Genomic DNA, 12,979 nt, shown 5'->3' with positions numbered 1-12,979 from the left:
GCTCTCAGGCGCTCAGAACCCCCGGGTCCTCTTCGCAGCCTTACGCCCAGCCCGCGCAGCGCCAGGCAAGAACAACCGGAACAACTCGGACCCAAGGTTCACCCCGATGGCAATGGCCATGGCCAACGCCGCCGCCTTCGTCAGCGACACCAACCCCGCATCCACATTGTTCTGCGCGAGCCCCAACAGCCCGAAATACGTGGCCGAACCCGGCAACAGGGGGCCGATCGCCGCGGTCGTATAGGGCAACGCGGAAGCGAACCGGTACCGCGACAACAACTGCCCGAACAGCCCCACCACACCCGCCGCCACCGCCGTGGAGGCGACCGGCGAGATATCGCCCGCATCGTGCATGGCCCCGTACACCGCCCAGGCGACACCCCCGTTGAGGGTCACCGCCAGCACGGTGGATCGTTCCTGCTGAAGCAGCACCGCGAAGGTCAACGACAACAGCATCGACGCGCCGAGCTGCCACAGGGGCCGCTCCGCACTGCCGAGCGCGGCGTCGGGGCTCAGCTCGGCGCCCAGACTCACACCGAAGTACAGGACGAGCAGCACCCCCACCACGATGCCCACGAAGAGGTACATGACCTCCAGCAACCGGGCCGACGCGGTGATGTAGTAACCGGTCAGCCCGTCCTGCACACCCGCCACCAACGCCCGCCCGGGCAGCAGCGCGAACAGCCCACCGGTGATGACGGCGGACGCCGCCACATCCACATGCGCCACCGTCAGCGCCACCCCGATCGCCGCGGGAGGCATCGCCGCCACCAGGAACTGGTAGAACTCCGGCAGCCCCCGCCCCGAGCACACCCAGGCCAGCCGGTCACCGAGCATCGCGCCCAGCGCCGCCGCGACGAAGACGACGACCCCACCGCCGACCAGCGCGGACGCGGCACCCGCGAGCAGCCCGCTCGCCACGGTCAGCGCCCAGCCGGGATACGGGTGCCGGTTACGCCGTATCTCCGCGAGCCGCCGGTACGCCTCCTCCAGCGAGGTCGCGCTCTCCGGGTCGCTGAGGTCGTCCACCAGCTGGAAGACGGCCGCGAGCCGCGTGTAGTCGGTGGCCCGGCGCCGTACGATCCGGGACGCCGTGACCGGGTCGTCCACGAGCGACGGCTGATAGGTCACCGACAACTGGGTGAAGGTCACGGTCGGCTCGCAGCGGTCGAGGCCGTAGGACCGGCAGACGGCGAACATCGCCGCCTCCACGTCCTCCGCGCCCTCGCCGCCCGCCAGCAGCAGTTCGCCGATACGCAGCGTGAGGTCGAGCACACGCGGCACGGCGGGCCCCGTCTCGCCCTCCACACGCGCCGGCGACTCCGGCGCGGGCCGCTCCGCCACCGGCATCCGCAGCATCGTGCGCATCCGGTCCTGCCAGGGCACGTCCTTCGTCAGACTGACGAGCGGAATCCCGCTGGGCGGCGTGAAGGCGACCGGCGCGTGCCGCGCGCTGTACGTCCGCGGCACGCTGAACGCGGACCCCTCCTGCTCCCCGGCGACCGGCTCGGGCGGCGCCAGCCCCTGCGGCAGCGCGAACTCCGAGGTCGTCTGCGCCTCGGACTCCGGCCCGGCGGCCGGCACGTCCAGCCCGGCCGGGATCGCGAACTCCGAGGTCACCGACGCATCGCCGTCGATCCCCAGAGCGAACCCCACCGGCACGAAGGCGCTGCTCGCCTCGTCCGACACCGGCTTACGGTCCTCCTTGGGCCCGAGGTCCTCGGGTTCCGTCACTCCCACTCCGCCGCGCTCCCTGAACGACACCTCCGGTACGCCTCAGTATGCGCACCGGCACGCACTGATACGCGAACGGGCCACGCACCCCTCAAGGGGGCACGCGGCCCGTTCGCGGAAACAGTCGGCAAGAAAGCCGGGGAGGTCAGTGACCGCCCTGCTCCTTGAAGCGCAGGTACGACTTCTCGACCTCGGCCTCGGCCTCGGTGCGGCCGACCCAGTCGGCGCCCTCGACGGACTTGCCGGGCTCCAGGTCCTTGTAGACCTCGAAGAAGTGCTGGATCTCCAGGCGGTCGAACTCCGACACGTGGTGGATGTCACGCAGGTGCTCCACCCGCGGGTCGGTCGCCGGGACACACAGCAGCTTGTCGTCGCCGCCGGCCTCGTCCGTCATCCGGAACATGCCGATCGCACGGCACTTGATGAGGCAGCCCGGGAAGGTCGGCTCGTCCAGGATGACCAGCGCGTCCAGCGGGTCGCCGTCCTCGCCGAGAGTGTTCTCGACGAAGCCGTAGTCGGTCGGGTAGGCGGTCGAGGTGAAGAGTCGACGGTCCAGGCGGATCCGACCGGTCTCGTGGTCCACCTCGTACTTGTTCCGCGAACCCTTCGGAATCTCGATCGTGACGTCGAACTCCACCGGTGGCTCCTCCATGATCAACACATAGTTCTGGTGGTTAAGTGTCCCTCACGCCGGTGTGTGATCGCGAAAGGGGCTGGTTGGTCGTGCGGGAGCCGAAGGTCTGGCGGGCCGCGAGACCGCGTGTGGTGCGGGTCGCGCGCGCCGTGAAACCGGGGATCGCGCGCGTCACGCACGCCGTGAAACCCGGCGTCGCGCGCGTCGCACAGGTGGTGAAACCCGGTGTCGTACGCGTCACGAGCGCCATCACGGCACGCTCTTCGCAGCTCACGAGGAACACGAAGAAGCTCACGACCCTCCAGCTCACCGCGGGCGCGGCCACCCTGGGGCTGGTGCTCTCGGCCGGGGCGGTGGCCGCCGCCGGACCCTGGGACTCCACCGGTCAGCGTACGGCCGAGCGCGACTGGGCGGCATCGCGCGGTGGCGAGGGTGGCGCAGATCACGGACGTAATTCCGGTACGTCGTCCGGTACGGCGGCGGGGGCGCCCAAACCCGCGCCCAGCGCCCCCTCCGTCCTCGCCGGCCTCGGCGGCGCCGCAGGGGCGGGCTCCGCGCCCGAGTCCGGTGCCCTGGCCGCCGTCCTCGACCCGTTCCTGAACTCCTCCGTCCTGGGCCCCCGCCGCGCGGCCGCCGTCGTCGACGTCGAGACCGGCGAGCAGCTCTACGGCCAGAACGCGGACGACGCGCTGACCCCCGCCTCCACCACCAAGATCGCCACGGCCGCCGCGGCCCTCTCGGCGGCCGGCGCCGACCACCGCATCGAGACCCGTACGGTCCTGGAGCCCGGTTCCGCCGAGGTCGTCCTCGTCGGCGGCGGCGACCCCACCCTCACCGCCCACAAGGACACGGGCGGGTACGCGAGCCTGCGCACCCTCGCCGACGAGACGGCCGCCGCCCTCGCCGAGCGTCACCTGAAGGAGATCACCCTCACCTACGACGCCTCCCTCTACGAGGGCCCGGTGATGCACTCCATCGGTGAGAACGACAACCTCGCCCCCGTCACCGCCCTCATGGTCGACGAGGCCCGCCTGAACGACTCGTCCAGCGGCACGGCGAAGCGCAGCGAGGACCCGGCGGCGGACGCGACCGCGAAGTTCGCGGACCTCCTGGAGGAACGGGGCGTCACGACGAGGACCGAGGGCTCCGCCGAGGCCACGAAGAACGCCGAGGATCTCGCGGCCGTCTCCTCCGCGCCCCTCTCCACCCTGGTCGAGCGCATGCTCACCAACAGCGACAACGACATCGCCGAGGCCCTGGCCCGCCAGGTCGCCCTCGCGACGGGCGAGCAGACGAGCTTCGACGGCGGCGCGGCGGCCATCAAGAAGGAACTGAAGAAACTCGAACTCCCTCTCGAAGGCGTCGAGTTCGCCGACGGCAGCGGCCTCAGCCGGGGCAACGAACTGACCCCCGCCCTCCTCACCACCCTCCTGGCCGAGTCCGCCGCCCCCTCCCACCCCGAACTCCGCCCCGTCCTCACCGGCCTCCCCATCGCCGGCTTCACCGGCACCCTCAGCTCCCGCTACACCCCGGAGGCCGCCGGTACCGGTGTCGTACGCGCCAAGACAGGCACCCTGACCGGCGTCAACACCCTCGCCGGCACGGTCGTGGACGCCGACGGCCGCCTGTTGTCCTTCGCCTTCCTGGCCATGGACACCACCGACAAAGCAGCAGCCCAATCGGCTCTGGACACAGCAGCCTCAGCCTTGGCCACGTGCGGCTGCCGCTGACCTCCGGGGGAAAAGCAGGGGCGCAGCCCCATGCTTTTCAGGGGCGCGGGGAACTGCGCGAGCAACCACGACGCACCCGCACTCGAAGCGCGACCGGTACCACCCCCCACCTTCGTGGCCTGCCCCAAGCGGCAGCGCTCACGTACGGTTGACAACATGACTCGTATCGGTGGTGCCGAGATGGTCGACTGGAATCTCGCGGTGGCGACCGCGACCCGGCTCGTGCGGCCGGGCCCCGAGGTGAGCCGCGACGAGGCCAGGGCCATCGTCGCCGAGCTCCGCCGACACGCGAAGGCGTCGGAGGAGCACGTCCGCGCCTTCACACGGATGCTGCCCGACACGGGCGACGACACCCCCATCCTCGTGGTGGACCGCCCGGGCTGGGTCCGGGCGAACGTCGCAGGCTTCCGGGAGCTGCTGAAGCCGCTGCTGGACAAGATGCAGGAACGTCGCAGCAACACGCCGGGCGGTGCCGTACTGGGCGCGGTCGGCGGCAAGGTCACCGGCGTGGAGCTGGGCATGCTCCTGTCGTTCCTCGCCTCCCGGGTCCTCGGCCAGTACGAGACGTTCGCCCCGGCGACCCGCGAGCTCCCGGCGGGCGAGAACGGCGGCGGCCGGCTGCTGCTCGTCGCGCCGAACATCGTGCACGTGGAGCGCGAACTCGACGTACAGCCCCACGACTTCCGCCTCTGGGTGTGTCTGCACGAGGAGACGCACCGGACGCAGTTCACGGCGGTCCCCTGGCTGCGGGACCACCTGGAGGGTGAAATCCAGTCGTTCCTGGGGGAGACCGAGGTCGACCCCACGACCTTCCTGGAGCGCATCAGGGAGGCCGCCCAGTCACTCGCGGGTGGCCGCCCCGAGGGAGAGGTCGGCGACGACGGTCACTCGATCGTGGAGTTGGTGCAGACCCCCGCCCAGCGCGAGATCCTCGGCCGGCTGACCGCCGTCATGTCCCTCCTGGAGGGCCACGCCGACTTCGTGATGGACGGGGTCGGTCCGGCGGTCGTGCCCTCGGTCGCCGAGATCCGCGAGAAGTTCCAGCAGCGACGCGCGAAGGGGGCCTCCCGCCTGGACCAGGCCCTGCGCAAGCTGCTGGGTCTGGATGCCAAGCTCAGGCAGTACAAGGACGGCGAGCGGTTCGTACGGGCGGTCGTCGAACAGGTCGGCATGGACGGTTTCAACCGGGTGTGGACCTCTCCGAACACCCTGCCGACCAAGGCGGAGATCGCCAAACCGGCGGACTGGGTCGCGCGGGTGCATCGCAAGGCGGAGTCGTGAGCCGTGCGTGAGCGTGGTGAACGAATCCGGCCTTCGGCAGGCAAACGCCCCTCCAATCACCCGTCCGAGGGACCGTGAGCGAGGGGTAGGCGTGCAATGCTCGGGGAACGGCCCGGTTCTGTCACCATCTACACACTCTGAGTGACCGAACTCGGGCTCACCCCCCGACAATTTCATGAAGGGAACCGGACATGGGTCCCCACCCCGCGGTCGCGGCGATACGCCTGGCGGTCCGCCGCGTACTCCACGACCTCCTCACCGAACACCGCACGAACACCACCGTTCACGCGCCCGCCCGCGCGACCCCCGGTGCGCCGTCCGGGACGGGCGCACGACCGGCGCCCGCCCCCTCCACGGCCGTACACGAGCCGCCGCTCGTGCTCGTGGCGTGCTCCGGCGGCGCCGACTCCATGGCGCTCGCCTCCGCCCTCGCCTTCGAGGCGCCCAAGCTCGGCATCCGGGCCGGCGGCATCACCGTCGACCACGGACTGCAGCCGGGCTCCGACCTGCGCGCCGACGAAGTCGTGCTGCGCCTTCGGGAACTCGGCCTCGACCCGGCCGAGTCCGTCGCCGTCACCGTCGGCCGCGACGGCGGCCCCGAGGCGGCCGCCCGCGACGCCCGCTACGCCGCCCTGGACGCCGCCCTGGAGCGCCACGGCGCCCTCGCCGTCCTGCTCGGCCACACCCGCGACGACCAAGCCGAAACCGTCCTGCTCGGTCTCGCCCGCGGCTCCGGCATCCGCTCCCTGTCCGGTATGGCCGCGGTCTCGGGGGCCGACGGCCGCTACCGCCGGCCCTTCCTCGGGCTCGACCGCCAGACCGCCCGCAAGGCCTGCATGGCCCAGTCCCTCCCCGTCTGGGACGATCCTCACAACGCCGACCCGGCCTACACACGGTCCAGGCTCCGCCACGAGGGCCTGCCCGCCCTGGAGAAGGCGCTCGGCAAGGGCGTCGTCGAGGCCCTCGCCCGTACCGCCCGGCTCTCCCGGGACGACGCCGACGCCCTCGACACCTGGGCCCGCCAGGCCGAACCTGCCGTCCGTGACGCCGCGGGCCTGCTGGAGTGCGCGAAGCTCTACGCCCTGCCGCCCGCCGTACGCCGCCGCATCCTGCGCCGCGCCGCCATCGAGGCCGGTGCTCCGGCGGGTTCCCTCTTCGCCCGGCACATCGAGGAGGTCGACCGTCTCATCACCGGCTGGCGAGGCCAGGGGGCCATCAATCTCCCCGGCCGCGTCGTCGCCCAGCGCCAGGGTGGCAGACTGGTGATTCGGCAAGGCTGAAACCGGACGCCGACGGGCCCCTCACACGGGCCCTGGGCCCCTCGCGGGACGGGCGTCCGGGAGCGGCCCCGGGACGACCGACCGAAAGTGATGCGGGTGGACGCGAAAGACATGGGTGCCGACCTCAAAGAGGTGCTCATCACCAAGGAAGAGATCGACGCGAAGCTGGTCGAGCTGGCCGCGAAGATCGACACGGAGTACACGGGCAAGGACCTGCTCATCGTCGGAGTCCTCAAGGGCGCGGTGATGGTCATGGCGGACCTCGCCCGGGCGCTGTCCACCCCGGTCACCATGGACTGGATGGCCGTGTCCTCCTACGGCGCGGGCACCCAGTCCTCCGGCGTCGTGCGGATCCTCAAGGACCTCGACACCGACATCAAGGGCAAGCACGTCCTGATCGTCGAGGACATCATCGACTCGGGCCTGACCCTGTCCTGGCTGATCTCCAACCTCGGCTCCCGCGAGCCCGAGTCCCTGAAGATCTGCACCCTGCTGCGCAAGCCCGACGCCGCCAAGGTCTCCCTCGACGTGGAGTGGGTCGGCTTCGACATCCCCAACGAGTTCGTCGTGGGCTACGGCCTCGACTACGCCGAGAAGTACCGCAACCTCCCGTTCGTCGGTACGCTCGCGCCCCACGTCTACGGTGGCTGAACCACCTTTGTAAGACGCTCGGGAACCCCAGCGGGTTTCGCGCCGTTGGAGCATGCGTGGACGGTATTGCCATCGGTCCCCTGCGGCTTGTGGTGACAATGCTGGGGTACCGTCCGAAGAACAGTCTTTTATCAAACTCACTATGGCAGGAGGGACGGGGCGGCACCGCTCCGTATGGATGGACGTGAAGCGATACTTCCGTGGGCCAGTCATGTGGATCGTGCTGGCCGTCCTTGCCGTGGTCGTGTTGATGCAGGTCGTCGGCTCGTCCGGCGGCTACAAGACGGTGGACACGGGCCAGGTCGTCCAGGCGATCAATGACAACAAGGTCCAAGAGGCCAAGTTGACCACCGGCGAAGAGCAGATCCTCAAGGTTCAGCTCAAGGACGGGCAGAAGATCGAGGGCAGCTCGAAGATTCAGGCGAGCTACATCGGCGACCAGGGTGTGACCCTGGCCAACACCCTGCAGGACAAGTTCCAGAACAAGCAGATCCCCGACGGCTACACGGTCTCCCCGACCAAGCAGAACGCTTTCGTCGGCATCCTGCTGTCTCTGCTCCCCTTCGTCCTCATCGTGGTCGTCTTCCTGTTCCTGATGAACCAGATGCAGGGCGGCGGCTCCCGGGTCATGAACTTCGGGAAGTCCAAGGCCAAGCTCATCACCAAGGACACCCCGAAGACGACGTTCTCGGACGTCGCGGGCGCCGACGAGGCCGTCGAGGAGCTCCACGAGATCAAGGAGTTCCTGCAGGAGCCCGCCAAGTTCCAGGCCGTGGGCGCCAAGATCCCCAAGGGTGTGCTGCTCTACGGCCCGCCCGGTACGGGCAAGACGCTGCTGGCGCGCGCCGTCGCCGGCGAGGCGGGCGTCCCCTTCTACTCGATCTCCGGTTCCGACTTCGTCGAGATGTTCGTCGGTGTCGGTGCCTCCCGGGTCCGTGACCTGTTCGAGCAGGCCAAGGCGAACGCCCCGGCGATCGTCTTCGTCGACGAGATCGACGCGGTCGGCCGCCACCGCGGCGCCGGCCTCGGCGGTGGTCACGACGAGCGCGAGCAGACGCTGAACCAGCTGCTCGTCGAGATGGACGGCTTCGACGTCAAGGGCGGCGTGATCCTCATCGCCGCGACGAACCGCCCGGACATCCTCGACCCGGCGCTGCTGCGCCCGGGCCGCTTCGACCGGCAGATCGCCGTCGACCGCCCGGACATGCAGGGCCGTCTGGAGATCCTCAAGGTCCACCAGAAGGGCAAGCCGGTCGCGCCCGACGTCGACCTCGGGGCTGTCGCCCGCCGCACCCCCGGTATGACGGGTGCCGATCTGTCCAACGTCCTGAACGAGGCCGCGCTCCTGACGGCCCGCAGCGACAGGAAGCTGATCGACAACCACATGCTGGACGAGGCGATCGACCGTGTGATCGCGGGACCGCAGAAGCGGACCCGGATCATGTCGGACAAGGAGAAGAAGATCACCGCGTACCACGAGGGCGGGCACGCCCTGGTCGCGGCGGCCTCACCGAACTCCGACCCGGTCCACAAGATCACCATCCTGTCCCGGGGCCGCGCCCTCGGCTACACGATGGTCCTGCCGGACGAGGACAAGTACTCGACGACCCGCAACGAGATGCTCGACCAGCTCGGGTACATGATGGGCGGCCGCGCGGCGGAGGAACTGGTCTTCCACGACCCGACCACCGGCGCCGCGAACGACATCGAGAAGGCCACCAGCCTGGCCCGCGCGATGGTCACGCAGTACGGCATGACCGAGCGTCTCGGTGCCATCAAGTTCGGCGGCGACAACACGGAGCCGTTCCTCGGACGTGAGATGGCTCACCAGCGCGACTACTCGGAAGAGGTCGCCGCGCTGGTCGACGAAGAGGTCAAGAAGCTCATCGAGAACGCGCACAACGAGGCCTGGGAGATCCTGGTCGAGAACCGCGACGTCCTCGACAACCTGGTGCTTCAGCTGCTGGAGAAGGAGACGCTGGGCAAGGAGCAGATCGCCGAGATCTTCGCCCCCATCGTCAAGCGTCCGCCCCGGCCCGCCTGGACCGGCTCCTCCCGCCGCACCCCCTCCACCCGTCCGCCGGTGCTCTCCCCCAGGGAGCTCGCACTGACGAACGGCGCCAATGGCGCGACGCCGGCGATCACCACCAAGGCGACGGTCGAGGCGACCCCGGAGGAGAGTCCGGAGAGCTAGCTGACGCTCCACCGGTGAGAACCGGCCACCGGCCGGAAGCCCCGCTTCTGGCCCGCCGCCTCATCCGGACCCGAATGGATGCCGCGCCCCCCTGGTTTTAGCCTGGGGGGCGCGGCATTTTCGTATGGCCGAAACATGAGACGCGTAGCCCGTATGCGTCACACGCTCAGGAGCGAGGCACCACATGACCGACCCCGTGACGCTGGACGGCGAGGGCACCATCGGCGAGTTCGATGAGAAGCGTGCCGAGAACGCCGTGCGTGAACTGCTGATCGCGGTCGGTGAGGACCCCGACCGGGAGGGGCTCAGGGAGACGCCGGCGCGGGTGGCGCGGGCGTACAAGGAGATCTTCGCGGGGCTGTGGCAGCAGCCGGAGGACGTGCTGACGACGACCTTCGACCTCGGGCACGACGAGATGGTGCTGGTCAAGGACATCGAGGTGTACTCGACCTGTGAGCACCATCTGGTGCCGTTCCGGGGGGTGGCCCATGTCGGGTACATCCCGTCCGCCAGCGGCAAGATCACCGGTCTGTCGAAGCTGGCGCGGCTCGTGGACGTCTACGCCCGGCGCCCGCAGGTGCAGGAGCGGATGACGACGCAGATCGCCGACTCGCTGATGGAGATCCTGGAGCCGCGCGGGGTGATCGTGGTCGTCGAGTGCGAACACATGTGCATGTCGATGCGCGGCATCCGCAAGCCCGGCGCGAAGACCATAACGTCGGCGGTGCGCGGCCAGCTCATGGAAGCGGCCACCCGCAACGAGGCGATGAGTCTCATCATGGCCCACTGATCGCCCCCGGCACCGGGATAGGACGATCGCCGCCGCTCCCGGGGCCTAGGCTTGTCGCATGAGCATGCAGAACCGGCGTGGCCGCGTGGCCGGAATGCCCCTGTGGGACCGTTGTGCGGTGATGGGGGTCGTGAATGTCACCCCGGACTCGTTCTCCGACGGCGGACGCTGGTTCGACACCACGGTGGCGGTCAAGCACGGCCTGGACATGGTGGGGGAGGGCGCGGACCTGGTGGACGTCGGCGGTGAGTCGACCCGTCCCGGTGCCACCCGTGTCGACGAGGCGGAGGAACTCCGGCGGGTCATCCCGGTCGTGCGGGGACTGGCCTCCGAGGGCGTCACCGTCTCCGTGGACACCATGCGCGCCTCCGTCGCCGAGCAGGCCCTCGCGGCGGGCGCCGCACTTGTCAACGACGTCAGCGGCGGCCTCGCCGACCCCGCGATGATCCCGGTGGTCGCCGACGCGGGCGCGCCCTTCGTGGTGATGCACTGGCGCGGCTTCCTGGAGGGCGGCAACGTCAGGGGCGTCTACGGGGACGTCGTCTCCGAGGTGCTGGACGAGCTCCACGCGCGCGTGGAGGCCGTTCTGGAGGGCGGTGTCGCCGCGGACCGCGTCATCGTCGACCCGGGCCTCGGCTTCTCCAAGGACGCCGAGCACGACCTCACCCTCATCGCCCACCTCGACCGGCTGCACGCCCTCGGCCACCCCCTGCTGGTCGCCGCCTCCCGCAAGAGGTTCCTCGGCCGGGTCCTGGCGGGCCCGAAGGGCGCCCCGCCGCCCGCACGGGAACGGGACGCCGCGACGGCCGCCGTGTCGGCCCTGGCCGCCCAGCAGGGCGCCTGGGCGGTCCGGGTGCACGAGGTCCGCGCCACCGCCGACGCGGTCCGCGTGACCCGCGCCATCGAAGGAGCCCGGGAACGGTGAGCGCACCCCACACCGACGTCGAACACGTCGAACTCGCCAACCGGGCCTTCTACGAGGCGATGGAACAGGGCGACTTCGAGACGCTCTCCTCGCTCTGGCTGACCCCGGCCGACGTGGGCGTGGACGAGGAGTACCACGACCCCGCCGAGACCGGCGTGATCTCCTGCGTGCACCCCGGCTGGCCGGTCCTCACCGGCCGGGGCGAGGTGCTGCGGTCGTACGCGCTGATCATGGCGAACACCGAGTACATCCAGTTCTTCCTGACCGATGTGCATGTGTCGGTCACCGGGGACACGGCGCTCGTCACCTGTACCGAGAACATCCTCAGCGGCGGTCCGGCGCCGGACGGCAGCGATGAGCTGGGGCCGCTCGTGGGGCAGCTGGTGGTCGCGACGAATGTGTTCCGTCGCACATCCGACGGCTGGAAGCTCTGGTCGCACCACGGCTCTCCCGTCCTGACCGAATCCGATGAGGACGAGGGCGAGGAGTCACCTTCCTGAGTGGGTAGGCGGTCCTCCAGGCCCAAGGAGTGATTGGGAACACAGGCTCGCGGGTATGGGCGGCTTCCGAACCGTGAGCCATCGTGTTCCCTCGGGGAAACGCTCGATGAACCCTGCTTGTACGGGGGTGGGCCCGAGCTTCCGTGGGTGAACGCTGTCAGTGCCCGCAGGTAGATTCGGGTGTGGCCGGTGTGCCGACCGCACTCGGAAGACATCGGCCGCCCCCGACGATTGCAGGAGTGATTCGCGTGGATCGTGTCGCGCTGCGCGGCCTCAGGGCCCGTGGACACCACGGGGTGTTCACGCATGAGCGCGAGGAGGGCCAGACCTTCGTCGTGGACCTCACGCTGGGCCTGGACACCCGGCCGGCCGCGGCCGACGACGACCTGGCGAAGACCGTGCACTACGGGATCGTGGCGGAGGAGGTCGTGGGCATCGTCGAGGGCGAGCCGGTGAACCTCATCGAGACGCTCGCCGAGCGCATCGCCCAGGCGTGCCTGAAGCACGAGGGGGTCCAGGAGGTCGAGGTCAGCGTCCACAAGCCGGACGCGCCGATCACGGTCCCCTTCGACGACGTGACCGTCACCATCACCCGGAGCCGAGTATGACCGCGTTCTTCACCGAGGGTCAGAGCGACCCGACCGTACAGCCGGTGCCCGCCTCCGTCGTGCGGAAGGTGGACGAGGCCGACACGACCCTGCACAACCCCCGGCGGGCCGTGGTCTCCCTGGGCTCGAACCTGGGCAACCGCCTGGAGAACCTCCAGGGCGCCATCGACGCGCTGGAGGACACCCCCGGCGTCCGCATCAAGGCCGTGTCGCCGGTGTACGAGACCGAGCCGTGGGGCGTGGCACCGGGCAGCCAGCCGTCGTACTTCAACGCGGTCGTGGTGCTGAAGACGACGCTGCCCCCGTCGTCCCTCCTGGAGCGGGCCCAGGCCGTCGAGGAGGCCTTCCACCGGGTCCGGGACGAGCGCTGGGGGCCGCGCACGCTCGACGTCGACATCGTGGCCTACGCGGACGTGGTCTCCGACGACCCGGCGCTGACCCTGCCGCACCCGCGCGCGCACGAGCGGGCCTTCGTCCTCGCCCCCTGGCACGACGTCGAGCCGGAGGCCCAGCTCTCCGGCCGCGGCCCGGTCGCCCGGCTGCTCGCCGACATCACCCGTGAGGGCGTGTCGCCCCGCGCCGACCTGGAACTCCAGCTGCCCGAGTAGTCGTTAAGGTCTACCGGGTCGGGATCGTCACCCGACCGGGTCGG

The 12,979-nt window shown here is 70.1% G+C and carries 12 protein-coding genes; 10 read left to right on the top strand and 2 right to left on the bottom strand.

Features of this window, described 5'->3' with window-relative positions:
• Positions 1-12: 12 nt before the first annotated feature.
• Together JIX56_RS18905 and JIX56_RS18900 are read right to left on the bottom strand one after the other, a co-directional pair.
• Positions 13-1,740: a threonine/serine ThrE exporter family protein gene (locus JIX56_RS18905; protein WP_443031839.1), complete on the bottom strand. Its 1,728-nt coding sequence runs from the start codon at positions 1,738-1,740 to the stop codon at positions 13-15.
• A gap of 139 nt (positions 1,741-1,879) precedes the next feature.
• Positions 1,880-2,371, bottom strand: a complete 492-nt coding sequence (locus JIX56_RS18900) for an inorganic diphosphatase (protein WP_020113767.1) — start codon at positions 2,369-2,371, stop codon at positions 1,880-1,882.
• Positions 2,372-2,451: 80 nt separating this feature from the next.
• On the opposite strand from JIX56_RS18900, the gene dacB reads away from it, so the two are divergent.
• From dacB to folK, 10 genes are all read left to right on the top strand, one after another.
• Positions 2,452-4,098, top strand: coding sequence for a D-alanyl-D-alanine carboxypeptidase/D-alanyl-D-alanine endopeptidase (dacB, locus tag JIX56_RS18895; RefSeq protein WP_257542222.1), 1,647 nt, complete (start codon positions 2,452-2,454; stop codon positions 4,096-4,098).
• Positions 4,099-4,254: 156 nt separating this feature from the next.
• A complete protein-coding gene (locus tag JIX56_RS18890) occupies positions 4,255-5,379 on the top strand; it encodes a zinc-dependent metalloprotease (protein WP_257542220.1) in 1,125 nt (374 codons plus the stop codon).
• Between the two features lie 191 nt (positions 5,380-5,570).
• The gene (tilS, locus tag JIX56_RS18885; RefSeq protein ID WP_257542218.1) at positions 5,571-6,659 is read left to right on the top strand and encodes a tRNA lysidine(34) synthetase TilS; all 1,089 of its coding nucleotides are present in this window, start codon (positions 5,571-5,573) and stop codon (positions 6,657-6,659) included.
• Between the two features lie 90 nt (positions 6,660-6,749).
• Positions 6,750-7,310, top strand: a complete 561-nt coding sequence (gene hpt, locus JIX56_RS18880; protein WP_257550969.1) for a hypoxanthine phosphoribosyltransferase — start codon at positions 6,750-6,752, stop codon at positions 7,308-7,310.
• A 178-nt stretch (positions 7,311-7,488) separates the two neighbouring features.
• Complete coding sequence (gene ftsH, locus JIX56_RS18875) at positions 7,489-9,504, top strand: ATP-dependent zinc metalloprotease FtsH (protein WP_257542216.1); 2,016 nt, start codon at positions 7,489-7,491, stop codon at positions 9,502-9,504.
• A gap of 184 nt (positions 9,505-9,688) precedes the next feature.
• Positions 9,689-10,294, top strand: a complete 606-nt coding sequence (gene folE, locus JIX56_RS18870) for a GTP cyclohydrolase I FolE (protein WP_257542214.1) — start codon at positions 9,689-9,691, stop codon at positions 10,292-10,294.
• Between the two features lie 58 nt (positions 10,295-10,352).
• Complete coding sequence (gene folP, locus JIX56_RS18865; RefSeq protein ID WP_257542212.1) at positions 10,353-11,219, top strand: dihydropteroate synthase; 867 nt, start codon at positions 10,353-10,355, stop codon at positions 11,217-11,219.
• Complete coding sequence (locus JIX56_RS18860) at positions 11,216-11,719, top strand: nuclear transport factor 2 family protein (RefSeq protein ID WP_257542210.1); 504 nt, start codon at positions 11,216-11,218, stop codon at positions 11,717-11,719. Before folP ends, JIX56_RS18860 begins: the two co-directional genes overlap by 4 nt.
• Before the next feature lie 248 nt (positions 11,720-11,967).
• Positions 11,968-12,327, top strand: a complete 360-nt coding sequence (folB, locus tag JIX56_RS18855; protein WP_257542208.1) for a dihydroneopterin aldolase — start codon at positions 11,968-11,970, stop codon at positions 12,325-12,327.
• Positions 12,324-12,935 (top strand): 2-amino-4-hydroxy-6-hydroxymethyldihydropteridine diphosphokinase, encoded by a 612-nt coding sequence (gene folK, locus JIX56_RS18850; RefSeq protein ID WP_257542206.1) that lies wholly within the window; start codon positions 12,324-12,326, stop codon positions 12,933-12,935. Before folB ends, folK begins: the two co-directional genes overlap by 4 nt.
• Positions 12,936-12,979: the final 44 nt, after the last annotated feature.

It is taken from the genome of Streptomyces sp. CA-210063, from assembly GCF_024612015.1.
GTDB lineage: Bacteria > Actinomycetota > Actinomycetes > Streptomycetales > Streptomycetaceae > Streptomyces.
The sequence above is the reverse complement of the archived record's forward strand: the minus strand, read 5'-3'. Positions and strand labels throughout refer to the sequence as shown.

What these genes read in the sequence shown, in the direction of transcription:
- JIX56_RS18890 (WP_257542220.1), top strand. Translation starts at nt 4,255, where the DNA reads ATGACTCGTATCGGTGGTGCCGAGATGGTCGACTGGAATCTCGCGGTG.
- tilS (WP_257542218.1), top strand. Translation starts at nt 5,571, where the DNA reads ATGGGTCCCCACCCCGCGGTCGCGGCGATACGCCTGGCGGTCCGCCGC.
- hpt (WP_257550969.1), top strand. Translation starts at nt 6,750, where the DNA reads ATGCGGGTGGACGCGAAAGACATGGGTGCCGACCTCAAAGAGGTGCTC.
- ftsH (WP_257542216.1), top strand. Translation starts at nt 7,489, where the DNA reads ATGGACGTGAAGCGATACTTCCGTGGGCCAGTCATGTGGATCGTGCTG.
- folE (WP_257542214.1), top strand. Translation starts at nt 9,689, where the DNA reads ATGACCGACCCCGTGACGCTGGACGGCGAGGGCACCATCGGCGAGTTC.
- folP (WP_257542212.1), top strand. Translation starts at nt 10,353, where the DNA reads ATGAGCATGCAGAACCGGCGTGGCCGCGTGGCCGGAATGCCCCTGTGG.
- folK (WP_257542206.1), top strand. Translation starts at nt 12,324, where the DNA reads ATGACCGCGTTCTTCACCGAGGGTCAGAGCGACCCGACCGTACAGCCG.